Origin of the sequence: Arthrobacter sp. SD76, from assembly GCF_049726125.1 — a bacterium.
GTDB lineage: Bacteria > Actinomycetota > Actinomycetes > Actinomycetales > Micrococcaceae > Arthrobacter > Arthrobacter nitrophenolicus.
Map to the genome: position 1 here is coordinate 1,724,026 of NZ_JBNBLR010000001.1, position 24,041 is coordinate 1,748,066.

General features: G+C 67.0%; 19 protein-coding genes and 6 pseudogenes. 8 read left to right on the forward strand and 17 right to left on the reverse strand.

Annotated elements, in window-relative coordinates:
* Nucleotides 1-44 precede the first annotated feature (44 nt).
* The 6 genes and pseudogenes from ACPEE0_RS08585 to ACPEE0_RS08610 all read right to left on the reverse strand — a co-directional run bounded on the left by ACPEE0_RS08585 (nt 45) and on the right by ACPEE0_RS08610 (nt 5,941).
* A pseudogene (locus ACPEE0_RS08585) lies at nt 45-1,564 on the reverse strand (glycoside hydrolase family 32 protein).
* Between the two features lie 225 nt (nt 1,565-1,789).
* Complete coding sequence (locus tag ACPEE0_RS08590) at nt 1,790-2,443, reverse strand: carbohydrate ABC transporter permease (protein WP_424574344.1); 654 nt, start codon at nt 2,441-2,443, stop codon at nt 1,790-1,792.
* 1 nt (nt 2,444) lies between these two features.
* Nucleotides 2,445-3,284, reverse strand: coding sequence for a carbohydrate ABC transporter permease (locus ACPEE0_RS08595; RefSeq protein WP_424574345.1), 840 nt, complete (start codon nt 3,282-3,284; stop codon nt 2,445-2,447).
* Nucleotides 3,281-3,418: a hypothetical protein gene (locus ACPEE0_RS08600; RefSeq protein WP_424574346.1), complete on the reverse strand. Its 138-nt coding sequence runs from the start codon at nt 3,416-3,418 to the stop codon at nt 3,281-3,283. Before ACPEE0_RS08600 ends, ACPEE0_RS08595 begins: the two co-directional genes overlap by 4 nt.
* Before the next feature lie 75 nt (nt 3,419-3,493).
* The gene (locus tag ACPEE0_RS08605; protein ID WP_354176048.1) at nt 3,494-4,786 is read right to left on the reverse strand and encodes an ABC transporter substrate-binding protein; all 1,293 of its coding nucleotides are present in this window, start codon (nt 4,784-4,786) and stop codon (nt 3,494-3,496) included.
* 132 nt (nt 4,787-4,918) lie between these two features.
* Complete coding sequence (locus ACPEE0_RS08610) at nt 4,919-5,941, reverse strand: LacI family DNA-binding transcriptional regulator (protein ID WP_354176046.1); 1,023 nt, start codon at nt 5,939-5,941, stop codon at nt 4,919-4,921.
* A 109-nt stretch (nt 5,942-6,050) separates the two neighbouring features.
* Between ACPEE0_RS08610 and ACPEE0_RS08615 the strand changes: the two genes are divergently transcribed.
* Nucleotides 6,051-6,839 (forward strand): glycosyltransferase family A protein, encoded by a 789-nt coding sequence (locus tag ACPEE0_RS08615; RefSeq protein WP_424574347.1) that lies wholly within the window; start codon nt 6,051-6,053, stop codon nt 6,837-6,839.
* On the opposite strand, the pseudogene ACPEE0_RS08620 reads toward ACPEE0_RS08615, so the two are convergent.
* The 4 genes and pseudogenes from ACPEE0_RS08620 to ACPEE0_RS08635 all read right to left on the reverse strand — a co-directional run bounded on the left by ACPEE0_RS08620 (nt 6,802) and on the right by ACPEE0_RS08635 (nt 10,665).
* A pseudogene (locus ACPEE0_RS08620) lies at nt 6,802-7,756 on the reverse strand (alpha/beta fold hydrolase). The gene ACPEE0_RS08615 and the pseudogene ACPEE0_RS08620 sit on opposite strands and share 38 nt — an antisense overlap.
* On the reverse strand, nt 7,722-8,729 hold the full coding sequence (locus ACPEE0_RS08625; protein ID WP_424574348.1) for an alpha/beta hydrolase: 1,008 nt from the start codon (nt 8,727-8,729) through the stop codon (nt 7,722-7,724). The pseudogene ACPEE0_RS08620 and the gene ACPEE0_RS08625 overlap by 35 nt, the downstream one beginning before the upstream one ends.
* Nucleotides 8,730-8,895: 166 nt before the next feature.
* Complete coding sequence (locus tag ACPEE0_RS08630; RefSeq protein WP_009356318.1) at nt 8,896-9,795, reverse strand: HNH endonuclease; 900 nt, start codon at nt 9,793-9,795, stop codon at nt 8,896-8,898.
* A 6-nt stretch (nt 9,796-9,801) separates the two neighbouring features.
* Nucleotides 9,802-10,665 carry a universal stress protein gene (locus tag ACPEE0_RS08635; protein WP_424574349.1) on the reverse strand — a complete coding sequence of 288 codons (864 nt, stop codon included), beginning with the start codon at nt 10,663-10,665 and terminating at the stop codon, nt 9,802-9,804.
* A gap of 153 nt (nt 10,666-10,818) precedes the next feature.
* Between ACPEE0_RS08635 and ACPEE0_RS08640 the strand changes: the two genes are divergently transcribed.
* From ACPEE0_RS08640 to ACPEE0_RS08650, 3 genes and pseudogenes are all read left to right on the forward strand, one after another.
* Nucleotides 10,819-11,589 (forward strand): SDR family NAD(P)-dependent oxidoreductase, encoded by a 771-nt coding sequence (locus ACPEE0_RS08640; protein ID WP_354176041.1) that lies wholly within the window; start codon nt 10,819-10,821, stop codon nt 11,587-11,589.
* A 70-nt stretch (nt 11,590-11,659) separates the two neighbouring features.
* A pseudogene (locus ACPEE0_RS08645) lies at nt 11,660-12,846 on the forward strand (DUF5129 domain-containing protein).
* The gene (locus tag ACPEE0_RS08650; RefSeq protein ID WP_235046727.1) at nt 12,846-13,085 is read left to right on the forward strand and encodes a hypothetical protein; all 240 of its coding nucleotides are present in this window, start codon (nt 12,846-12,848) and stop codon (nt 13,083-13,085) included. The pseudogene ACPEE0_RS08645 and the gene ACPEE0_RS08650 overlap by 1 nt, the downstream one beginning before the upstream one ends.
* 26 nt (nt 13,086-13,111) lie before the next feature.
* Here ACPEE0_RS08650 and ACPEE0_RS08655 read toward each other — a convergent pair whose 3' ends face one another.
* From ACPEE0_RS08655 to ACPEE0_RS08670, 4 genes and pseudogenes are all read right to left on the reverse strand, one after another.
* Entirely contained in the window at nt 13,112-15,352 is a 2,241-nt protein-coding gene (locus ACPEE0_RS08655; RefSeq protein WP_424574350.1) for an ABC transporter permease, read from the reverse strand.
* A 96-nt stretch (nt 15,353-15,448) separates the two neighbouring features.
* Entirely contained in the window at nt 15,449-15,898 is a 450-nt protein-coding gene (locus tag ACPEE0_RS08660) for a hypothetical protein (protein ID WP_424575333.1), read from the reverse strand.
* Between the two features lie 71 nt (nt 15,899-15,969).
* Nucleotides 15,970-16,409 (reverse strand): annotated as a pseudogene (locus tag ACPEE0_RS08665) (ATP-binding cassette domain-containing protein); the annotation flags it as partial.
* Nucleotides 16,410-16,433: 24 nt separating this feature from the next.
* Nucleotides 16,434-16,703: a YegP family protein gene (locus tag ACPEE0_RS08670; protein WP_424574351.1), complete on the reverse strand. Its 270-nt coding sequence runs from the start codon at nt 16,701-16,703 to the stop codon at nt 16,434-16,436.
* Between the two features lie 267 nt (nt 16,704-16,970).
* Here ACPEE0_RS08670 and ACPEE0_RS08675 point away from each other — a divergent pair, with 267 nt between their 5' ends.
* Complete coding sequence (locus ACPEE0_RS08675; RefSeq protein WP_424574352.1) at nt 16,971-17,390, forward strand: DUF1003 domain-containing protein; 420 nt, start codon at nt 16,971-16,973, stop codon at nt 17,388-17,390.
* Between the two features lie 33 nt (nt 17,391-17,423).
* Here the strand turns inward: ACPEE0_RS08675 and ACPEE0_RS08680 are convergent, their stop codons facing one another.
* The 3 genes from ACPEE0_RS08680 to ACPEE0_RS08690 form a co-directional block, all read right to left on the reverse strand.
* Complete coding sequence (locus tag ACPEE0_RS08680) at nt 17,424-17,888, reverse strand: GyrI-like domain-containing protein (RefSeq protein ID WP_424574353.1); 465 nt, start codon at nt 17,886-17,888, stop codon at nt 17,424-17,426.
* A 64-nt stretch (nt 17,889-17,952) separates the two neighbouring features.
* Nucleotides 17,953-18,219, reverse strand: coding sequence for a DUF5655 domain-containing protein (locus ACPEE0_RS08685; RefSeq protein ID WP_424574354.1), 267 nt, complete (start codon nt 18,217-18,219; stop codon nt 17,953-17,955).
* 126 nt (nt 18,220-18,345) lie between these two features.
* Entirely contained in the window at nt 18,346-18,786 is a 441-nt protein-coding gene (locus tag ACPEE0_RS08690) for a flavodoxin family protein (RefSeq protein ID WP_424574355.1), read from the reverse strand.
* Nucleotides 18,787-18,959: 173 nt separating this feature from the next.
* On the opposite strand from ACPEE0_RS08690, the gene ACPEE0_RS08695 reads away from it, so the two are divergent.
* The 3 genes and pseudogenes from ACPEE0_RS08695 (at nt 18,960) to ACPEE0_RS08705 (ending at nt 23,983) form a co-directional block, all read left to right on the forward strand.
* Nucleotides 18,960-19,430: a pyridoxamine 5'-phosphate oxidase family protein gene (locus ACPEE0_RS08695; protein ID WP_424574356.1), complete on the forward strand. Its 471-nt coding sequence runs from the start codon at nt 18,960-18,962 to the stop codon at nt 19,428-19,430.
* A 53-nt stretch (nt 19,431-19,483) separates the two neighbouring features.
* A pseudogene (locus ACPEE0_RS08700) lies at nt 19,484-21,416 on the forward strand (heavy metal translocating P-type ATPase).
* A pseudogene (locus tag ACPEE0_RS08705) lies at nt 21,413-23,983 on the forward strand (cation-translocating P-type ATPase). Before ACPEE0_RS08700 ends, ACPEE0_RS08705 begins: the two co-directional pseudogenes overlap by 4 nt.
* Nucleotides 23,984-24,041: the final 58 nt, after the last annotated feature.

Below are 24,041 nucleotides of genomic sequence, written 5' to 3' on the forward strand. Positions count from 1 at the left end.
TTGAATCAATCTTGCGGGTTGCGCACTCATCCAGGGCCCAAACGTCAGTGCCCGACGACGTCGAGCGCCACGAGCTCGGCGCCCTCACCTTCCGCGAAGATCGCCATCCCGGTGCTCGCCTCGGCGGGGAACACAAGGTCCGTGATGGTGGCAAGCCCGTCCTGGGCGAAGACTTCCACGGAGCACCGGTCCAGGTACACGCGCAGGCGCACCCGGCCGTCCTGCAGCGGCACGGCCACGGCCTCCACCGACGGGAAGGCTTCATGGAACCCGGTGTTCCCTGACTCCCGCCGGTCCAGGCGCAGCACGCCCTGCGTGGTGTCGTAGGTGAGGACAGTCCGCCCGGCGCCGCCCGCGTGGAGGACCAGGCCCACTGCCGTGGCACTGCCCGGACGGAATTCGGCGTCGATGCGCGCTGCCGCCGCGGAGACGGGAAGCTCCACCGTCCCCGGCGGCAAAGCCCGCGGACCCAGCCGGAAGCCCTGGGCGTCCGGCCCGTCGGAGTAACCTATGGCTTCCTGCCGGAGCACCACCCTGCCGTCCACCCGGGTGAGCGTGACCTCCCGCGGCAGCGACATGGCACTGCGCCAGTCTCCGGTGGGCGTGGAGCCGGCGTAGTCCCAGTTGTTCATCCAGCCGATCATGATCCGGCGGCCGTCCGGCATGTTGCTGAACGAGACCGCTGCGTAGTAGTCCCGTCCCCAGTCCAGCCAGCCGTACTCGCGCATGCGCGAGCCATCCTCCTGGAGCCCTTCGGTGACGGTCGATCGGGACCGGAACGCCACGCCGTCGAACTCTCCCACGAAGTACTGTCCCGCCGAACCGCCGGCGATGCCTCCCGGGTTGATGTTCACCACGAGGACCCACCGGGTGTCCCGGAGATTCCCGTCCACCGGCAGCTCGAACAGGTCCGGGCATTCCCACACTCCGCCGGTGGCGTTGGCCGGGCCGAAGGTGCTCAGGTACTCCCAGGACTTCAGGTCCGCGGACTTATAGAGAACCACCTGCCGCTGCACCGCTTCGACGGCGACCATCACCCAGTAGCTTTCGCCGCCGCCGTCGTACCAAAAGACCTTGGGGTCGCGGAAGTCCGGCGACGCGCGGTCCAGGACGGGATTGCCCCGGTGCTTGGTCCAGGTCCGGCCCTCGTCCAGGCTGTAGGCCAGGGACTGCGCCTGCCGGCCGGCCAGCGGGGAGTCCCCGCCGTACGCGCTGGTATAGATGGCAACCAGCGGAGGTGTGTCCGCCGTGCCGAAGCCGCTGGTGTTGCGCTCGTCGAACACGGCCGAGCCGGAAAAGATAGCTTCCTGGTCATCGCACGGGATGGCGACCGGCTGCTCGTCCCAGTGGAGCAGGTCCCGGGACGTGGCATCGCCCCAGGACATGTTGCCCAGTCCGGGCCGAAGGGGTTGTGCTGGTAGAAGAGGTGGTAGGTGCCGTTGAGGTACACGAGCCCGTTGGGATCGTTGAGCCAGTTGCGCGCGGCGGAGTAGTGCCACTGGGGCCGGAACGGGTCGGTGAGGGACGCTGCCGGTGCGCCGGCCGCCGTCGAAAGTGTTGCCATGGTTCAGCCCTTCACGCCGCTGGAGGCGATGCTGTTGACGAATGAACGCTGGAAGGCGATGAAGAGCACCACCACCGGAACGGTGATCAGTGAGGCGTACGCCATCACCTCGCCCAGGAGACGTTCAGCTGGAAAAAGTACTGGATGCCGATCATCACGGGCCGCAGCTCCTCGGACTGGACCACCATCAGCGGCCAGAGGTAGGATTCCACGCCGGCAGGAAGGTCAGGATCGCCACCGTGGCCGTTGCCGGTCCGGACAACGGCATGACCACCTGGCGGTAGATCTTGAACCACCGGCCCCGTCGATCCGTGCGGCTTCGTCCAGTTCCTTGGGGATGGACTCGAAGTACTGGTGGAACAGGTAGATGGAGAAGGCGTTGGCGATGAACGGGATGATCTGGACCTGGTAGGTGTCCAGCCAGCCCTTGGAGAACTCGAGGCCGAAGCCGTTCAGATCGAAGTAGGGGAGCTGGTTGACCCACCACACCAGCGGCAGCGCCAGGGTCTGGAACGGGACAATCAGGGTGGCCAGGATCGCGGTGAACACGATCTTCTTCCCGCGGACCTGCATGCGGGACAGGGCGAAGGCGCAGAGGCTGTTGACGAAGATGCCCAGGATCACGGTGACGGCGGAGACGCCCACCGAGTTGAGCAGGAAGCGCGCCGCGGGGACACGGTCGAAGACCGCGGCGTAGTTGTCGAAGGAGATGTTGCCCACCGGAAGGAACGCTGCCAGCGAGGACATGTCACCGAAGATCTGCTGGTCCGGCTTGAGCGAGGACACCAGCATGAAGACGATGGGGAACGCGGCCACGACGGCGAAGAGGATCCGCACCAGCATGGTGCCGGCGCTTTTGAGGAGCAGTTGGTTTTTCATGTCAGTCTTTCTCCCGGGTGAGGTGGCGCTGCACCGCGGAGACGATCAGCACGAGGACGAAGAACACCAGCGAGATGGCGGAGGCGTAGGAGGTCTCCTGCTGCCGGTAACCGGACTGGACGGCCTCATAAATGATGGTGGTGGTTGAATCCATGGGCCCGCCCTGGGTCATCACGCTGATCTGGTCGAAGAGGCCGAGGGCCTGGATGGTGATGGTGACCAGGACCAGGCTGCGGGTGTGGAACAGGCCCGGCCAGGTGACGTAGCGGAACTGCTGCCACCGGCTGGTGCCGTCCAGCTGTGATGCCTCGTACAGCTCCCCGGAGATACCCTGCAGCCCGGCCAGCCAGATGATCATGTGGAAGCCGGCGGCCTGCCAGATGGACAGGATGATGATGGCGGGCATCGCGGTGTTCGGATCCCCGAGCCAGTCCGGCCCGTTGATCAGGCCGAAGCTGACGGCGGAGAGGATCTCGTTGATCAGGCCGTCCTTGCGGTACATGAACAGCCACAGCAGCGAGACCACCACCATGGAGGTGACCACGGGCAGGAAGTACACGGTGCGGAAAAAGTTCACGCCGCGGAACTTCTTGTTGATCAGCAGCGCCATCACCAGGGCCAGGCCGGACTGCACCGGAACGATGACCACGGTGAAGTAAGCGACGTTGAGCAGGGCACGGTAGAACGTGGGGTCCGAAAAGAGCCTGGCGAAGTTGTCCAGGCCCACGAATTCGACCGGACGCGGCGAGATGAGCCGGGCGTTCGTGAAGGCCAGCCCGAATCCGAGGATGGCCGGGATGAAGATGAAGGCCAGGAGCAGCAGCGCCGCCGGGGCGATCATGCCCAGCCGCTGAGCTGCTCGCGGCGGAAGCCTGGCCGGCGGTGGGCCTTGCGGGCCTTTCCGTCAGTGTTCGACGGCGGCAGTGCGGCTTCAGGGGCGGCAGGACGCGGGCGGGTGGGAAGGTCAGTTGCCATGGGGGTCTCCGTAGGTCCGGCTGCCGGCGGGCTGGGGCGCAGATATGGCGCCACAGCCCGCCGGACATGCTCCGGCTAGTTCTTGTAGCCGCCGTTGGACTTGATGTTGGCGTCGATCGCCTTCACGGCGTTGTCCAGCGTGGACTTGGCGTCGGCCCCGTTCAGGATGTCCTGGACGGCCTTGCCGTATTCGGTGGCAATGAAGGGGTAGGCGGGCGTCTCCGGACGCATCACGGCGTACTCGCGGGAGAAGTCCATGAAGATCCGGTTTGCGCCGCCCTCGGCAAAGCTGGGGATCTGTGCGGCCGCCTCTTCGCTGGCCGGGATGGCGCCGGTGGCCTTCGCCACCGCGGCGATGTTCTCCGGCTTCAGCGAGTAGGAGAGGTAGTCCATGGCGGCCTCGGCGTTGCTGCAGCCGCTGGTCACGCCCCACTGCCAGGAGGCGCCGCCGATCTTGGGGCCCTCGCCCAGGTCCACCGGCGGCATGACCACCAGGTCGTCGCCGAGTGCGGCCTTGGCTTTGTCAGCGGCCCACGAACCCGTGTACACGATGGCACTCTTGTTGTTCAGGAAGTCCTGGGTGGAATCCTTGCCGCTCTTCTTGGCCATGAAGCCCTGGTCGGCCAGCCCACGGAACCACTCGGCCCACTGCACGGCCTTGTCGCCGTTGAGCTCGCCCTCGGCGCTCTGGAAGCCGTCCCTGTTGACGAGGTCGCCACCGAAGGACTGCAGGAAGGGGGAGTAGGCGTAGGGGAGCCATTCACCGGTGCCGGCGGTGCCCAGGTCCAGCGGGTGTTCCCACTTGCCCAGCGCCTTGAGCTTGGTCAGGGCTTCCTGGAACTCTTCCTTGGTCCAGGGCTGCTCCATGGTGGCCACGCGGACGCCGGCAGCCTTCAGGTCCGAGGCCCGGGCCATCATGGCGAGGGCGACGTCGTAGTAGCCCACGGCGTAGGGCTTTCCGTCCCACTCGGCCACGGTGCTGGGAAGCTGGCTCGAAAGGTCCGCGTCCAGTTCCAGGGGTGCCAGGTAGCCGGCCCAGGCCCAGTTGGGCACGTTGGGGCCGTCGATGTCCACGATGCAGGGCAGGTTGCCCGCTGCTGCCGCGGAAACCACGGAATCGTTGTAGGAGTCCTGCGGGAACGCCTGGACCTTGATCTTTACCTTGTCCTGGCTGCTGTTGTAGGAGTCGACGATCTTCTGGACCGCGGCCAGTTCGTCCGGATTGCCGGCGTTGTGGGTCCACAGGGCAATCTCGCCGGAACCCTCGGACGAGGAGGAGGCACTGCCCTTGCCGCAGCCGGCGAGGGTGGCGGTGAGGGCTGCGGCAGCTATGCTGGTCGCCAGGATCTTGGTGAACTTCGTGTTCATGGGTCAGTCTTTCTGCTTGGACAGCGGGGATTGATGAGGGTCCTGCAGGGAACGCGGCCGCTGCAACGGCTGCGTTCCCGTTTTGTTGGGGATTGTTTTGGTGCGGCCGCCGCTTTGGCGGCCCGGGGAGGGTCAGCCCCGGGGAGGGGCGACAGAATCCCGCACCACGAGCGGGCAGCTGCTGGACTCGTGGGCGCGGGGAGTTCGGGGATTCTCAAGTTCGGCAAGCAGCTGGAGGACAGCCCACCGGCCCATCTCGTAGTGGGGGAGCGCCACGGTGGACAGCCCCGGCCACAGGCCGTCGGCGATGAGTTCAAGGTTGTCGACGCCGACCACCGACAGGTCGGCAGGGATTGTCAGGCCCAGGTGGCCGGCGGCCTGGTAGGCGCCCATCGCCATCTGGTCGTTGAAGCAGAACAGCGCTGTGGGCCGGTCCGCTCGGGACAGCAGGCGGAACGCAGCCTCCCGGCCTCCTGCTGTACTGGGATGGGCGGACACCAGTTGGCCGGGCCCCAGCCCGAGTCCATGGCGTTCCAGCCCGGCCCGGAAGCCGGCCAGCCGTCCATGGGCGGCGGGAATATCGTCCTCGTTGTTGATCATGCCGATCCTGCGGTGGCCTGCCTCCACCAGGAGTCCGGCGGCCGATTCACCGGCACCGAACTCGTCCGGCACCACCGAGGAAAGCTCCGGATTGTCCGTGGTGGCATCCAGGACGATGGTGGGCATGCCCTGGAGCTCTTCGGGGACGGACACCAGCTGGTTGTACATGCGGGCGTAGATGATCCCGTCCACCTGGTGCTGTTTCAGGGCCCGTATCTCGTGCTTTTCAAGTTCATTGTCGAGTCCGGAGTTCACCACCATCAGCAGGTGCCCGTGCTCCGAGGCGGCATCCTGGGCGCCCTGGATCATGGCGCCTGCGAAAGGAGTGGTGGTGATCTCGTCGCTGACCAGGCCGAGGATCTGGGAGCGCTGGTTCCGCAGCCCGCTGGCCAGGCGGTTGGGGGCGTAGCCGAGGTCGCCGGCTACGGCCTTGATGTGCTCCACTGTGCGGGCGTTGACCCGGGAGCTGTGCGTTTCGCTCAGGGCATGGGACACCGTGGTCACAGAGACGCCGGCTGCCTTCGCCACGTCCCGGATGTTCACCTTCGTCGCCATCGACTATTCCTTTGCAAAACGTTTTGTATGTTGCCTGCATCACTATATGCAAAACGTTTTGCATCCGTCAAGGGGCAAGTTTCAGATGATCCGCGGGTACGCTCCCGCTATGGAGGTACACACGGTCTCGGTAGTCATCCCTACCCGCAACGATGGTGCACAGCTGAGGACCTGCCTTGCCCTGCTCGCCAGGCAGACCAGGCCTGCTGACGAGATCATCGTGGTGGACAATGCGAGCAGCGACGACACTGCTGCGATCTGCGCGGCAGCGGGGGTGAAGCGGATAACCGTGGACCTTCCGGGCATTCCGGCTACGGCTGCCGCCGGTTTTGATGCGGCCACAGGATCAATCATTGCCCGGCTGGACACCGACTCCCGTCCGCCGCGGGACTGGCTGGAACACGCGGAGCGGATCCTCCGGGCGGCCGCACCGCTCACCGCCGTCACGGGACCCGGCGATTTCTACGGCGGGAATGCACTGGTCCGCTGGGCCGGCCGGCACGTATTCCTCGGCGCATACTTCACGGTGATCGGCTTCCTCCTGGGACATCCGCCGGTATACGGGTCAAATTTCGCCCTGCGCCGGGAGCTTTGGGAAGGAATCAGCTCCTCGGTTGTCCGGGACAATGCCCTGGTCCACGACGACCTGGACATCTCCTACCGGCTGCGGCCGGCCATGGGCGTCCTGTACGACCCCACCCTGAAAGTTGGCGTGTCAGCACGCCCTTTTGCCAGCTGGGCATCATTCCGGCGCCGCATCGTCATGTCTGTGGTGACCTTCCGCGTTGAATTCCGGCATGAGCCGCCACTGCGCCGCCGCCTCGACAGGTTCCGGAGGCGCCGCGGGCACCGTAGTCCTGCTACGCCGGCTCGTCCGCCTTGGCATAGAGGGCGATAAGGTCGCGGCTGAACTGGTGCGGGGACGTTTCGCACGGGCTGTGCCCTCCGCGGTAGACGCCGATCCGGGCTCTGATTGCCTGGGCAAACAGGCGGTGCAGCCGGAGCGGCCAGAGGTCATGTTCGCCGACGGCGACGAACTTGGGCAGGGACGCCTCCGCCAGCGTCTCGCGGAGGTCCGGCGCATCCTGCATCAGTGTGTAGATATCCCGCACCGACTGCCGGCGGGTGAAACGGAACCGGAAGTTGACGAACCTTCGCCGCCCCTTCGGTACATGGACAAACCTGCCGCTGCGGATACTCCAGATCAGCAGCGCGGCGCCGATCCTGCCATTCACCCAGCTGCTGAAACGGCCGATGCGGCTGACGCCCCGGAAGCTCTGGCCGGGTTCAGGCGGGCAACTCTGCAGCGTGAGGGACCTGAACAGCTCCGGCCGCTGTGCGTAGGCCAACTGGGCAATGATGGCAGCGAAGGAATACGCCACAACGTGGGCCGGGCTGGCTGCTGCGGTTTCCAGGACGGCCACCAGGTCATCAACGAACAGCTGGTAGTCGTAGTGCTTCCTGGGCGGCATGAAGATTTTCCGGGCCGGCGGCCGCCGACTCATACTGCCCGGCCAGGTCGTAGCTCAACACGAAGTAGCCGGCGTCGGCGAGGTCGGGCATCATGAGCAGGAAATCTTCTTTGGAACCCGTCGCGCCCGGAACCATCACAATGGCCGGATTGTCCGGATTCCCCATGGTCAATGCCGCCAGGCTGCCGCTGGGGACTTTGATGGTGCGGCTCACGGAGCCTTTGGGGGGTATCGACCAATCAACGTCACCCAGTTCCGCATCCCTGAGGGCTGCAGCATCCACCCGGGCTGAGCCGAACTCCCCGGGATCAACCCCGTCCTGTCCCTTGCCCGGATCCGCCATGTTCCCACGATAGCCCCGGCTGCTCCGCTTGGTCAGTGCCCGGCTGCGGCGACCAGGCAACCCGCCGGACAAATGCATGGAGGCGCCGGTAGACCTCCTGGGATTCCGGATAGCGGTAATCCTGCTGCCAGGTGTGCTCTGTATTTGCGCTGGACCAGGCGTAAATGAGCGTTTCCACCGGCACGGCGTGGTGCTGAAGCCGTTCGATGAAATTGAGGTTTGCGCGGTAGAAGAAGTCACGCTCCGAAGTTGTGACAAACACGGGCGGGTGGCCCGGGCCGAGCCACTCGATCGGCGACACAACGGCGGCCGCGTCCTGGAGGTGTTCAATGGCCCGGCGGGATCCGGGGAATCGTCGGGACCGGCCGGCGGGAGGACCCGCCGCGGGCAGGAGCATCCGGACAAAGTTGAGGCTGAGGACAAAACTGCGCTCGAAGAACACGGAGAAGTCCACCGCGCTGCAGTGCTGCACCAGGCCCTTGAGCTGCGTGCCGGAAAAAGCCGGCTCCAGGGCGTAGTGGGCAGCCAGCTCGGGCCGAAGGCTTACTGCCGTGAGCAGGGCTGAGATGTGCCCGCCGGCGGAGTCGCCGCCCAGGATGAGGCGCTCCGGGTCCCCGCCGTAGTCCCGGATATGTGCGGCCACCCATGCCAGCGCCGCATTCGCGTCCTCAAGCACGTGCCCCATATGGAAGCGGGGTGCCTGGCGGTAGTTGACGTTAACCACCACCATCCCGCCCAGCACCTGGCTGGCGCAGTATTTGGTAACCGCTGCCTTGTCCCCGGACGTCCATCCTCCACCATGGAAATAGACGTAGACGGGAAGCAGTTCCCCATTGGCGGCCGGCCGCTGAAGGGCCGGGGGAGTCCCCCCAGGGGGGTCAGGACATCGAGTCGGTGGCTGGGCAGGCCGTCGCCGGCATAGTCGATGTCGTGGGCGTACGCGACTTCGGTGATGGGGTCGGTGTTGAACCATGCCCGCTCGCGTTCACTCACGGCCCGCATCAGAAGCCGCCATGTCCACACAGGCACGCGGCGCAAGACTCCCCGCGCGCTTCTGGCGAAGGAAAATGCGCTGCCGGACTGGGCGGCCACCGCGGTCATCCTCCCATTTTACCGGCACGCGCGGAGTCCGTGTGTTGTCAGTCCTGGCGCCCTTCGAGGAGGCGCCGGGCGTTCTCCTGGGCCTCCAGGGCCTGCTCGGTCACCACTTCGCCCCGCAGATGCCCGGCTGCGGAGAGGATGGTCCGAAGTTCCTGGACGGTGCGCGGTGTGCTGACGCCCCGGTGCGCCATGGCGTGGCAGTTGGCGCATAGCGGAACAAGGTCCGTTATGGGATCCAGTTCGTAGCTGGCCTCGAGTTGGGCTGCCGGCACCGTATGGTGCACGTGGATGAAGCCGTTTCCAATCTCGCCGTAGGACGCTTCAAAGGAGAAGCCGCACGCTGCGCAGGCCGTTCCATGGAACGCCAGGCAGACGCGGCGGGCATCGGCGTCGCGCTCGTAGCGGTTCGCGCCAACAGTGGCGGCTGCCTCAGGCGGATAGGCGCCCGGAACGACGTCGAAAGGGTCCACTGCCGCCGGCCCCTGCTGCCGCCAGAGCCGCCGAAGACCGGACTCCGCCGGCGGTGGGACGGACAGGAGCGTGGAATCTGCGGCGTCCCCCCAAGGGATGTCCGGGACTTCCGCGGCCAAGGTGTCCGAAGGAATCTGCTCCCCCAGGGGCAGCAGGACGTCGAAGGCCACGCCCACCGCCCCGCCAGGGGCGGCGCCTTCCGTGCCACCTCCTGCCTCAGCGGTTCCGCAGACCACAACGCCGTGCCCGATCAGGCCGCTGCCCGCGCCGCTGCTTCCGTGGAAAAGCAGCCACGCCTCGGTACCGGGCCGGAGTATCCGGCCCGGGCCGACATCCCAGCGGTCAAGGATGCGTCCTGATGTGAGGACCTGTTCGACGGCGGCACGGTAGTTCCAGCGGTTCCAGTGGCTGGCGCTCCACACCAGGACGACCGCAGCCGGGCCCATGCCGCGCTCACGTCCCGCCATGCGCGCTCACTCCGCCCGTCCGCGGCGGGAAATGAGGACCGGGCCCCGTGCGTGGTGCAGCACCGCGTGTGCAGTTGAGCCGATCGTCTCCCGAAAGAAACCGCGCCCCTCCGTTCCCACCACCAGCATCCTGGCCTGCGCAGAGGCCATCAGGATGGCATGCGGTATTGACGTGTCAGCCAGGACCGCGCCGTCCACCGGGACACCGGGTGCCAGCGCCCGTGCGCGGGCCAGGGCGCTTTGAAGGACTTTGTCGGCCGCCGCCTCCGCGACAACAGCCTCGGACGGATCCGGCTGCCGGTACCCCGCCGGCATGTGCCGGACATGGACCACCATGAGCCCCGCGCGTGACACCGACGCCATGGCACAGGCATCTTCAAGGGCCGCGGGGGACCCTGAACCGTCGACTGCCACCACCACCGGCCCCGCAGGGTGGATATCGGACCTGATGACGGCAACGGGGCAGCTGGCTGTGGCGGCGAGTTCCAGGCTCACCGATCCCACCAGCAGGCCGAGGAAACCGCCCAGGCCCCGGCTGCCGACGGCAACCATTGCCTGGCCTTCAGAGATTTGGGCCAAGTACGATGCCGGCAGCCCGTGCAGCAGCGTTCCCTTAACGTCCAGTCCGGGTACGGCCGCCCCCGCTTCGGCTACACCTTCCTCAAGGATTGCCTCTGACGAGCGCTCCAGCCCGCTGTCAGCAACACCGGGGACCGGGCCAAGGTTCCTGGTCAGCAGGGGCCAGATGGAGCAGTGCACCACGTGCAGGGGACAGCCGCGCAGGTCCGCCTGGTGCGCTGCCCAGTGGACCGCTGCGACAGCTTCAGGCGAGCCGTCGTAACCGGCAACGATGGACCCGTTCTCCTGCATCGCTCCCTCATTCCTGGTCCGGGGGACCTTCGGCACTGGAAGGGCCTCCAGGGAAGTTCCATCCTGATGTGGTGGGGCACTGCCTACCCGCCTATCTAAGCAAGCACCACAAGCCGGGGGAAGCAACAACGCTGACGATCCGAGGAGCATCTCATGTCCGTGTGGCAGGAAAACATCACCCCTGGCAGGTTCGAGGGCCAGACCGTCATCGTGACCGGGGCTGCCTCCGGCATCGGACTGGCGACTGCGCTGCGGGTTGCACGGGAAGGCGGCCGGGTCATCGCCAGTGACCTCAGCAGCGAAGGCCTGGACAAGCTCACAGCCGGTCATGGCGACCTTGCCCTTGTGCCGGTACCGGGAGACATCAGCTTGGAGGACGTGGTCCAGCGTGTGGTGGCGGCCGCCGGCGGACGGGTGGACGCACTCGCCAACGTGGCAGGCATCATGGACAGCTTCCAGCCGGTGCATGAGCTCGACGACGAAACATGGCACCGGGTCCTGGACGTCAACCTGACCTCCATGATGCGCCTGATGCGGGCAGTGGTGCCGTTGATGCTTGATGCGGGCTCCGGGTCCATCGTCAACGTCTCGTCCGAAGCCGGTTTACGGGGATCCGCGGCAGGTGCCGCGTACACCGTGAGCAAGCATGCCGTCATCGGGCTCACCCGGAGTTCCGCCGTCATGTACGGGCGCCGTGGAATCCGGGTAAACGCGGTGGCGCCCGGCGGCACCAGGACGGACATCCACGCCGAATTCAAGTCCCAGCTTGCCGCCGAAGTCCTGGGACCCTTCATGCAGGTGAACGTCCCGCCTATCGCTGAGGCCGGGGAACTGGCTGCCGGGATCACATTCCTGCTCAGCCGGGACGGTTCAAACATCAACGGCGTAGTGCTCGCCTCGGACAACGGGTGGAACGCCATTTAGGCCGCCTCCCGTGGAAACCGCTCTTTACGGGAGCCGGAAGGCAGGAGGTCCGGTGCGAAGGATCATAGGCATGGCTTTCGCCCTGGTCGCACTGCTGCTGGGCTTCACTGCCGCTGCTGCGGCTGGTCCGCCGGTGTCCGTCCAGGTTGAGGACAGGGCAGGGGTCCTGGACCGGAGCACGCTGCTTCCGGCCTTGGAGGGTATTGAGTTCCATGAGCCCACCCGCGTGGTGGTTTACACCTACAACGGCAGGGCAGAGGACAACCTGAACGAGGAAGTCCTGAGGTTCGCCCGGACCGAACACCCGGAGTGGATCAGCGCTGACGGGCAGAAGTGGGCCGACGGACTGTTTATCTTCGCCCTGGATCCGGTGGGCCGCCATGTTGGCACCTACATGGGTGAAGACCGCAAAGTGTCCCTCGAGCAGCGCAGCGACATCCAGGACGCGGCCAGGGATCTCCTGCGTGACGCCCAGTGGACGGACGAACCATTGCCGGGGTCCGGCGCGCGGCAGAACTCATCAACCAGCCGTGGTACCAGTCCATGGCCTTCCTGGTTACCGCGTGGGTGACGGCGGGAACGGCGGCGCTGGGGGCGGGTGCCTGGCTCATTGTGCGTGCAGTCACCAGGTCCGCCAGCCGGAAGGAAATAGAACGCGGGGACCAAAGCTACGCCAACGTCAGCATGGACCTTGAGGTGACGGAACTGAACGCGGCCACCATCCCGGCGTCGTCCCGGTACGGAAGCCAGGTGCTGGAGAAGCACCGCACCTTCCTCAACCGCTACAACCTGGCCAGCGGACTCGCCAACAGGGTGCATGCCTTGTCCAACGGGGCGCTGGGCATACGCAGGAATCTCAAGCTCGCCCGTGAATACGCGGACGCGGCCTCGGAACTGGATGCCCTGGACGACGTCATTGCGGACAGCAATGCGCTCCTGAACCGCGGCAGCACGTGGCAGACGGCCTGGGACCGGCAGCTGGCACCCTTCCGCAGCGACCTGGCGGGGCTGGAGCAACTCCTCACCAGGCGGCACGCGCAGGGGGAGTCGGCAACGGCAGCCGCGCTCCGGTCCTTCCGCGACCAGAGCCTGCGGGACATTGAACGGTGGACCGCGGACCTGGCAGAGGAAAGGATCAGCCCGGAAAAGCGCTGGACCGCCTCTATGAGGCCCGGACCAGGCTCGCCGGCCTGCTGGAGAACCACGCTGCGACCGTCATCGACGGCTATGCGAAAAACGGACGCGAAGCCGAGCTGATGCGCAAGGAGATGGCGGCGGCACAGGAGGGCCTCGACCACAAACGGCGGAGCTATGAGCCGAGCATCCTGGGCACTGTCTACCCGTCATACCAGTTCTTCTCCGTTGCCACCTTCAACTCTGGGTTCAACACGGGAGTCAGCAGCGTCAGCTCGGCCCGCGGCGGGGACGGCAGCACCACCGGGTACGGGGGCAGCGGCGGGAGCTTCTCCGGGTCCGGCAGCTCGTCCAGCTTCTGAGGGCCGCGCGGCGCATGGGACTGCGGCTACAGGGCCCGGCCCAGGCTCCGCTGCAGAAGGTAGGACCCGAGGGCCAACAGCCCCAGCGCCATGGCCGCGAGAACGCCCAGCTGCGGAAGGATGTCCGCCAGGGAGCCGTTATGCCGCTGGATGTCCGCGAAAGCGTCATAGGCCCAGCGGTGCGGCGTCAGCCGGGACACTGCCTGCAGAGTCTCCGAAAAGAACTCCGGCGGCACCATGGAACCGCCCAGGCCTGCCAGCACCAAACCTGCCCCTACCCCTACGCCTGCCGCGGCGGCGTCGTTATCCATCACGGAACCGATCACCATTGCCGCCGCTGCCGATACGGCGCAGAAGACAACCAGGACCAGTCCGGCGGGCAGCGGGTTGCCCCAGTCGACGCCGAACAGCAACGCCGTCCCGGCCATGATGTAGCCGCCCTGGACCGCAGCGATTCCGAAGCGTCCCAGGGCCTGGCCGGCGAGCGCCTGCCAGCTTGCGACGGGCGCTGCCATGACGCGCGCAACGACTCCCAGGCGCCTGGATTTGATGAGGGTGGCGGCACCCGTGAGGGAACTCAGGAAGACAAACAGCAGGAGCTGCTGTGCGGCTCCAAGGTCGAACCGGCCCAGGCCCTGGAACTCCCGCGAGACGTCGCCGGTGTCAACCAGTTCAACCCGCGGCTGTTCCACCGTTTCCCGCGCCTGGGCGAGCGCCGCTGCAGCTTCTGCGGTTCCAACCCCCGCGGACTCCAGGAGGGATTGCTGCCGCCGCTCCGTGCTGACGGCCTGGATGGAAGCCCGGACCTCCTGGAGGACGGCCTGGGCGGCCGACTGCGAGGCGGTCACCACTTCGAGGTCCGCCGGGCGGCCGGCCGCGAAGTCGGCGGCATCGCCGTCGCTGATGAAGATCCCGACGTCGGTCCTGCCGCGGCTCAGCTGGTCCCGCACCGTCGCGGCTCCTGCAGCGGACACCTGGACGCCGTCCTCCGCCAGTTGCTCCGACAGGGCCTTCGCCAGTTCCGTGTCCGCCCCGCCGGACAGCGCCACCCGCGACTGGCCGCTGTTGGCGCCAAACTGCGAGCCGAGCAGCAGGATCAGGAGGAGGGGAAAGATGAAGACAAAGAAAATATTGGACCTGTCCCGCAGGAAGAGTCGCACCTCCACGGCAGCAATCCCAAGGATGCTCCTCATGCCCGCACCCCCCCGGTCCGGTACCAGCCGGGAGGCCAGGGTTGCCGCGGCGGCGAACCCCAGCATGATGGTGACGGGGACGGCAACTTCCGCCACCCCGCCGCCGCCGGCCGTGATGCCCAGCCCGCGGATGAAGGCGGCAATGGGGTTCAGGTCCATCAGGGTGGCAAGGAAGCCGGAGGCCTCGATGGGGAAGAAGGCCCCGCCGGCTATCCCCAGCAGCATGGCGAGGATGGACTGGACGATGTTCGCCTGCTCCGCGGTCCGCACCAGGCGGGCAACAATGAAGGTGAGGCTCGTCGCGGCTGCCCCCACCGCCAGGACGAGGAGTGCCACCGCCGCCGGCGAGCCGAAGGAGACGCCGAAGAGCGCGCTGCCCGCAGTCAGCAGGATGGTGGTGGCCACGACACCGAGAATGAAGCCCACCAGGGCCTTGGCGGTGATGATGGTCCCCGGGGCAACAGGGGTGGACTGCAGCCTGGCCAGCGTGCCTTCCTCCCGCTCGGCAAGCAGTCCCAGGACACCGAAGCCAACGGTGAACAGCAGGAACAGCCCGGTCTGCCCCGCCACCAGCGTTCCCTTGAGGGAGAGCTGTTCGGCGGATGCCTTGCCTTCGGACAGCGTCAGGGCCGGAATGCCGGCGGCGGCCTGCTGCGCGAGTCCGCCGAGGGCTTCGTGGGGGAGCCCGGCGATGCCCCCTGCTTCAGCGGTCACGGTTCCCGCCGTGAACTGTTCCAGGAGTCCGTCCACGACAGAGATCAGGACGTTGGTTTCGAGCCCGGCCGAGTCCCCTTCAATGACCTGGACGGTGACGGCCTGCCCGGACGTCACTGCGGCAGTGAAATTGGCCGGGAGGATGACGCCGAGGTCCGCTCCCGTGTCCTTGGTCTCGCGGCTGACATCGGCGGCGGCGACCCTGCGGACGGTGACGTCCATGACGGGCAGTGAGCCGACGGCGTCCAGCAGCGCGCCTCCAAGCTGGCCGCTGTCCTCGGAGCTTGCGACGACGACGGCCGGCTTCAGTTCCACGCTTTCGGTGTCGAAGCCGCCGAAGGACAGGTTCAGTACAGCCATCAGGGCCAGGGTACCAGGAGGGAGAATATGAAAACGGATTTGTCCCGGACCCGCTGCCGGAGGTCGTTGCCGACCATTGTCCACAATCCGCGCACGTCAGTCCCGGAGGGCTCTGCCCGTGAGGTGGAGGAACACGGATTCCAGGTCGGGGCGGACGATCTCCACAGAGGTCAGCGTCATTCCCGCCCGGCCCGCTGCCGCCACGATGGGGGCCAGGAGGCCGGGGCCATTGTGGACGGTCAGGATCAGACCGGATGCTCCGCCGTCGACCTGCTGCACCCCCGGCAGCAGGCGAAGGGCGGCTGCAGCGGCACTGGTGTTGCCGCTGCCATGCAGGTCGATGCGGTCGGCGCCGCCCGTCAGTTCCACCAGCTGGCCCCTGGTGCCTTCGGCCTGGATCCTGCCTTCGTCAATGATCGCGATCCTGTCGCAGAGGCGCTCCGCCTCTTCCATGTAGTGCGTGGTGTAGAGGACGGCCATCCCCTCCGTGGCAAGCCCCTCCACCGATTCCAGGATGGAATTCCGTGACTGCGGGTCCACCCCCACGGTGGGCTCATCAGGATCAACAGGGTGGGCCGGTGCAGCAGGCCGATCCCGATATTCAGCCGGCGCTTCATTCCGCCGGAGAACTTCTTGGTCTGCTCGCCGGCCCGGTCGGCAAGCCCGATGAGGTTCAGGACCTCCGCGATCCGATCCTTCAGCCCCTGCCCGCGCAGGCCCTGAAGCCGTCCAAAGAACAGCAGGTTTTCCGTAGCCGTCAGGTCCGGATAGATCGCAAGTTCCTGGGCACCAGGCCGATGTTTCCCTTGGCGCGGGTGTTCGCGGGGGTCATGGCCGACCCGGCCAGTTCGATGGCTCCGGACTCTGCAGGGATGAGCCCGGCCACCATGGAAATGATGGTGGTCTTGCCGGCACCGTTGGGGCCGAGGAGTCCGTAGGTTTCGCCGGCCTGGATGTGGAAGGAGACGTCATCCACAACTGTGCGGCCGCCATAACGCTTGACCAGGCCCTTGACACCCAGGACCTGGGCCTTTTGTGTTTGAACGTCAGCCGTCATGGCGTCACTGCCTCTCCCGGACTCCTAGGCGGCACCGAGGGAACCTGCCTTGCCGGTACCGAGCGGACGGACGTGGGGGCCCCGCCGCGGCGGCCTGGCCAGGGCAAGGCCGGCAGGAGCGAGGTCGGTGATCAAACCGGTGCCGGCGCATTCACGGACATCCTTGATGGCAGCAGCGGCGTGGTACTTGTCCGGGTACTGTCCAGATACCGCCAGGACGCTGCCGTCCGGCGCCACCAGCCTGAACCTGATGCGCGAATCCTCATCGGCAAACAGTTCGAACGTTCCCGCCATAAGCTTTCTCCCTCAGTAGTCCTGTCTCCAGCCGCTGCGGAGCACGTGGGCAACCGGCATCCCGGTGCAGCCCGGACACAGCACCCCAGCCATGGTGCGTCTTTGGGCCTCCCCCTACCGTGCCAGAGGGCGGGACTGTGCATTAGGGACCAAAGTCCCGTATTGACCATTCACTGGGGTAACCGGGAGCGCCTGCTGCCGGACGCCACATACTCTGGGTTCATGAGCGAGCGTAAGAGCACTTGGCATGTGCGGCACAAGGAGAGCTTGAGCCGGGGTGAGCGGGCGGCGGACATCCTTCGCAACGGGATGGGCAGCTGGACGTTTGTGGGATTCTTCGTCGCGTTCATGGTCGCGTGGGCCGTCATCAACTCCTATGCCCTTGCGGCGGACGCCTGGGACCCTTATCCCTACATCCTCCTCAACCTCTTCCTCTCCATGCTGGCCGGGCTCCAGGGCGCCATCCTGCTGATCGCTGCCAAACGGCAGGATGCGATCGCCGCGGCAATGGCCCGCCACGATTACGAAACGGACGTGCAGTCCGAGTCTGAAATCGAACGGCTGACGGCCATCAACAATGAGCAACTGGAGTTGCTGAACGAGCTGCGGTCCATGCTGCTGCGCGCCGAAGCCCTCGCGGGCAGGGACGACGGCGGCCCCGGCCGCGCCACGGGCGCCGGAACATAGAACACGGCTGCTGCCGCTGGACGTGGCTGGCGGCTACGCTGTCGGCCAGACCACCTTCGTCTGCCATTTGGCAGGATCCGGTTCCTGCTCCGGATCACTCAGGTAGTACTCCCACATGCTGTCGGACGGCGTGAGGCCCTCGGCCTGCATCTGTTGCTGGATGGCGCCGTAGGTTTCGCCGAGGGTGTCGTAGGGTCCGGTGTGGATGGCTTCGAAGGCGTCGCCCCCGGGCAGCACCGACGTCTGCACTCCATCTGTTCCGGTGAAGTGGCCGGCGATGGGGAAACCCGCTTCGACATCGACAGTGTCGCTGGGCATGCCGTGGTACCTGGCGAAAGGAGGGCCGGCGGGGAAGACACCCTGTTTCTGCGTCGCTGCCATGATGGCGCCGAAGGCACGGCCGAAAAACTCGGTCAGCGAGGTCATGGGGACCCGTTCACGGATGACAGCGACCGGCTGTTCCGTGGCATGGATTTTCCTGGGCTGTGGATCGTTCATGGCACCAGCGTCCGCTTCCGGAGCCTGGCGGGACAGGGCATAAAGCCCTAAACCGCAACCGGCCTTATGCGGCCGAGGCGTAGGCCTCGCGCATCCACTCCTGCACCTCGCCGTCGAGGACGCTGGTGTCCGGAAGCTCCAGGTGGTGCATCCAGACAGCGGGGGAGGGATGGGCCACCTTCTTGAAGCGTGGCGATCCGTCCTCCCGCGGCAGGGGAAGCGAAAGGACCAGCGGAATATTCGAGGTGACATACATGCCCGGGCGCCACAGGTACGCGAAGCTGCGGCGCCGGCGGAACGCGATCTGGCTCTTGCTGACACGGATATCCATCGGCCCAGGCTGGCGGCCATCCGTTCCGCCGCCTCGTAGATTGCCTGGGCTGCGGGTGACCCTTCCAGGAAGCGGGCAACGGTCCAGGCATTGCCGTCCGGGTCCGTGTGCCCGGAGCCTTTGCCCCTATTTCGCGGCGTCGGCAAGGTCATCCGCCCATTTGGCCGCCCGGCTTTCCTCTCCCGTAAGTAGTGGCCCTTCCGTGCCCTTGACATAGAACGCCATGGGGCCGCCGATAATGCTGGCGCCGGCCTCCTCGAGGGCGCGGGTAATCTTCCTGCCCGCGTCCCCGTGGATGAACAGCTTGAGCCGGGTATCGAATGCAGCCGCCTTCACCCCGGCCAGTCCGCGGGCGGCCAGGTCTCCGAGTGCCCGGACGATCGCCGGCGTGGGCCGCCAGCCGTTGATCGGACTACCCACGACGAGCAGATCGCCAGCCTGGATGCTCCCGGGCTCGAACCCGTCGACGGGAACAGCCCGGGCACCGGTGCCGAGTCCGGAAGCAACGGCCTCGGCAATCGCCTTGGTGTTTCCGTAGCCGGAGTCGTACAGGATGACAGCCTTCATATCATCGTGTCCTTTGCGCTGGTGCCGAAGATCGGGATTGTCTCCCAAGAAACGTACAAAGGACGCAGGCGGTGGGGCAGGGCCGAAAGTCACAAGGGGCATCGGGAAATTCAGCCCGGAGCTCAGGCCTAAATGCCCTAGTTCGCCTGCGGGGGGCCGGGTACTTTCGGCGTATGCATAACGACCCTCCGCAGCCTGCCACCGAAGTCCTCCGCCCGGGCGACTGCTGGGACCTCCTGCGCGGTGTTTCGGTGGGCCACCTGGCAGTGACGGTGGACGACCATCCGGAAATCTTTCCGGTGAACTATAAGGTGGACGACGAATCGCTCGTGTTCCGGACCGGCGAGGGGACTAAGCTCCGAAGCGCCGGTGGCCATTCCGCCGTCGCACTGGAAGCCGATGGATTCGACGCCTCCACCCGGACGGCCTGGAGCGTCCTGGTCAAAGGCGACGCCGTTGTCCTGGAGCCATCCCCGGAGCTGCTGACCGGCGTCGGGCTGACGCTTTTCCCGTGGCAGGCCGGGCAGAAAGACCATTTCGTCCGCGTCGTTCCGGCATCCGTCACGGGACGCCGGTTTGGCGTAACGTCGCCACTGACCTGGTGGAACCAGCTCGATGTTGCCCCGCGGGCGGCCGGTGGATGAAGCGGCCGGCAGGTCCGGTTGACGCCTCGGCCGCTACCCGGCTGACCGGGCACATGGATGCCGGCACTGACCGGGGAAGCCGTGCCGGCAGACTTCTCCGGCAATATCCCCTGGTGGCGCTGACCTCAAGCATCATCCTGGTCACCCTGCTCCTGCCCCAGTTCGGCCTCGAAGGCCCGGCCCGGCTGCTCGCTTCGGTCTATGCCGCCGCCGTTGTGCTCGTCAGGTCCGTGTCCATGATCCGGACGCTGCGGAAAGGCCGCTGGGGCATTGACGTACTGGCACTGATGGCCGTGGCCAGTACTGTCGCCGTGGGCGAGTACCTCGCCGCGCTGGTGGTGATCCTCATGCTTGCCAGCGGTGAAGGGCTTGAAGACTTCGCCCACGGCAGGGCAGTACGGGAGCTGAGGTCGCTGCTGGACCGCGCGCCCCGGTTTGCGCACCGTGAGATTGCCGGACCAGTCCTGGACGACGTACCTGTCGACGCGGTGGTGCCGGGGGATGTGCTGGTGGTGCGTCCCTCCGAGCTGGTCCCGGTGGACGGCGGGCTCCTTTCGGACTCGGCCAGCATGGACGAATCGTCGCTGACGGGGGAGAGCCTGCCGGTGGAGCGGCACCGAGGGGAACTGCTGCTCAGCGGGTCAGTCAATGGCGAGGCGGCCATCAGGATGCGCGCGACCGCCACTGCTGCCGATTCCCAGTACAGCCGGATCATCGCCCTGGTGGAGGAAGCATCCGCCAGCAGGGCACCGGTGGTCCGGCTGGCGGACCGTTATGCGGTGCCCTTCACCGTCCTCGCCCTCGCCATGGCCGGAACCGCCTGGCTGCTGTCCGGGACCCGTCCGGTTCGCCCAGGTCCTGGTGGTGGCGACACCCTGCCCGCTCCTCATAGCCGCACCGGTGGCATTCCTCGCGGGCACCAGCCAAGCTGCCCGCAAGGGCATCATCATCAAGAACACCAGCACCCTGGAACAGCTGGCCAGGGCGCGGACCGCCGTCTTTGACAAGACCGGAACCCTCACGTCCGGCCGGCCGGTGCTGGACAGAGTGGCGCTGGCTTCCGGACCTGGGCAGGGCAACGGCGAAGGTTCCGCCGCCGGGCGGCTGCTCCAACTGGCTGCATCTGCCGAACAGTTCTCGTCCCACGTCCTGGCCTCATCCGTCATCGAAGCCGCTGCCGCGCGGAACCTTCGGCTCCTCCCGGTGACGCAGGCAACGGAACATGCCACGCAGGGTGTGGAAGCAGTGTGCGGGGGCGAAAGGGTAGTGGTAGGCAAGGCAGGCCTCGTCGGCGCTTCGGCAGGCGGGTTCAGGGCGGCCGCCCTGCAAAGCGGCCAACTGGCCGTCTATGTCGCCGTCAATGGAACCTATGCAGGCGCCCTCATCATGAAGGACCCGCTGCGCGCCGACGCAATGGACACGCTCGCCACGCTCCACCGGCTGGGCATCCGGCACACCATGCTGCTTACCGGCGACGCCCACGCGACTGCGGCCCATATCGCCAGGGAAGCAGGCATCCGGGACGTCAAAGCTGAATGCCTGCCTGCTGACAAGGTGAGCGAGGTGGCTGCGATCGCCGAGCGCCCGGTGCTCATGGTGGGCGACGGCGTCAACGACGCCCCCGTCCTGGCCGCTGCCGATGTCGGCGTCGCCATGGGAGCAAAAGGTGCGACGGCGGCGAGCGAGTCCGCCGACGTCGTGGTCATGCTGGACGACCTCTCCAAGGTGGCCCTGGCAGTAGCCATCGGCAAGCGCACCCTCGCTGTGGCGCTGACCAGCATCTGGACCGGAATAGGTGCCAGCATCGCGTTGATGGCGGTGGCCATGACGGGTTACATCCCCGCGGTCACCGGGGCCCTTCTCCAGGAACTCGTCGACCTGGCCACGATCGTGAACGGCTTGCGGGCGCTTCACGGGGCAGACCGCCTTCCGGGCATGACCTCCAGCCCTGCCGGGGCCACCAGCCGGGAGGCGGAGTACATGTGAGGACGGCGGAGGGCCTGACCTCCAGGCAGGCGGCGGAGCTTCTCCAGCGGACAGGACCCAACCTCCTTCCGGCGGAAAAGCCCGTTCCCCAATGGCGGAAACTCTGGGCGAGATGACCCATTTCTTTGCCCTGATGCTGTGGTGCGCCGCTGTCCTTGCCTACGTCGCCGACATGCCGCAGCTGGCAGTGGCGATTGTCGTCGTCGTCATCGTCAACGGCGTCTTCGCCCACATCCAGCAGGAACGTGCCCAGCATGCAGCCGCCAGGCTCCGCGGGCTGCTGCCCGCGGACGTGGTGGTGCGGCGGGACGGACGGGTCCGCACGGTCCACGCGAGCGAACTCGTGGCCGGCGACGTGGTGCTCCTGGCCGCAGGCGACCGCGTTCCGGCCGACGCCGTCCTGGCCACGGCATCAGCCTGCGCGGTGGACGAGTCCATGCTGACCGGCGAGAGCGAGCTGGTGCCCAAGAAGGCGGGCGATGCCGCATGGGCGGAACCTTCCTGGTCAACGGGGAGGGCGAAGCGGTTGTGACGGCAACCGGTGCCCGGACCCGCCTGGCCGGGATCGCTGCGCTCACAAGCCAGGCCGCGCCTCCCCCCACCCCGCTGTCCCTCGAGCTGCGCCGGATAGTCCGGGTCATCGCCCGTGTGGCCCTGGCGATTGCCGCACTCTTCTTCATCACCTCGCTGCTGGTGGGCTTCCAGTGGCGGGACGCCTTCCTCTTCGCCATCGGCGTGGCCGTGGCCCTCGTCCCCGAAGGGCTGCTGCCCACTGTCACCCTTTCCCTGGCCATGGGTGCGCAGCGCATGGCATCCCGCAAGGCGCTGGTGCGCAACCTGGAGGCCGTGGAGACCCTGGGATCCACCACCTTCATCTGCACCGACAAAACCGGCACGCTGACGCAAAACAGGATGAACGCCGTGGAAGTCCTCACGACGGCGGGCCGCGTGCAGGTGGCGGGAGAGGGGTATCAGCCTGAAGCGGCGGTGCAGGGGGAAGGGATCGGCCGGGCGGCTGAGGCAGCGCTCGCGGCGCTCGCCGCATCGCAGGGCGGCGCAGAGTTCCGCGACGGGCAATGGCGGGCACAGGGGGATCCGATGGAAGCAGCCATCGATGCACTTGCCCGCAGGCTGACCGGTAGGACGGCGGAGCGGCAAACACCCCTGCGCCGCATTGCCTTTGACCCCGCGCGCCGCCGGGAAACGGCGGTTGTCGGAACGGACGCGTACTGCAAGGGCGCCCCGGAAGCCGTGTTTCCCTTGTGCCGCGACGTGCCGGCGCTCCTGCTGGACGAGGTGCAGGACATGGCATCAAGGGGCCTGCGGGTGATCGCGGTGGCACGACGCCGGCTGGACGCCGATGATCCTGCTGCCGCGGCCGGCAGGTGGCAGTCGTGCCCCGCGGAGCTCATCGAGCGGCGCATGGAGCTGCTGGGACTGATCGGCCTCCATGATCCGCCCAGGCCCGACGTGGCCGAAGTGATCCGGACGGCGCGCCGGGCAGGACTCAAACTGGCCATGATCACTGGCGACCATCCTGAGACTGCCGCCGCCATCGCCCGCGAAATCGGCCTGATCGGGACTCCGGAGGTTGTGGTGGAGGGCGCCGGCCTCCCGGATGACGAACAGATGCTCGGTGCACTGCTGGACCGGGACGGGGTGGTGGTGAGCAGGGTGTCCCCGGAGCAGAAACTCCGTGTGGCCCGGGCCCTGCAGTCCAGGGGCCACGTGGTGGCCATGACGGGAGACGGCGTCAACGACGGGCCGGCGCTCCGCGAAGCCGATATCGGCGTCGCCATGGGCCTGACCGGCACCGATGTGGCCCGCGAAGCCGCAGACCTGGTCCTCCTAGACGACCATTTCGGCACCATCGTGGCGGCCATCGAGCAAGGCCGCGCCACCTATTCCAACATCCACCGCTTCCTCACGTACCACCTCACGGACAACGTGGCCGAGCTGACCCCTTTCGTCATCTGGGCGCTCTCCGGCGGACAGTTTCCGCTTGCCCTCGGCGTGCTCCAGATCCTGGCCCTGGACATCGGCACCGACCTGCTTCCCGCGCTGGCACTGGGGGCCGAGCCTCCGGGCAAGCATGTCCTGGCCCGGCCGCCGGAGCGGCGGCACCTGATGGACAGGCAGCTCATGATCCGGGTTTTCTGCGTGCTGGGGCCCGTGGAAGCGGCGGTGGAAATGGCGGCGTTCTCCGCCGTGCTGTTTGGCGGCGGCTGGATCCGCGGCGAAGCCCCGGAGGCGGGGCTCCTGATGGCAGCCTCCGGGGCAGCCTTCACCGCCGTCGTCCTTGGCCAGCTCGCCAACGCCTATGCGTGCCGGAGCGCGACGGCGGCGCCGTGGCGCCTGGGCTGGGTACCAATAGGCTCCTGGCCTGGGCCGTCCTGGCCGAACTGGCCGTCCTCGCCGCGTGCCTGTACATTCCCCAGGCCGCTGCGCTGCTGGGGCACGCCCCGCCGCCGCCTGCCGGCCTCCTTCTTGCTGCCGTGGCAATTCCTGCGGTCCTTGCCGCCGACTGGGCCTACAAGGCCATCCGGGGCCGGATGCGGGCGGCATAGCCGTGGCCGCCTGTGACCGCCCGCCCGTGCCCGCAGGACCAAAGCCTCTGCCCGCACT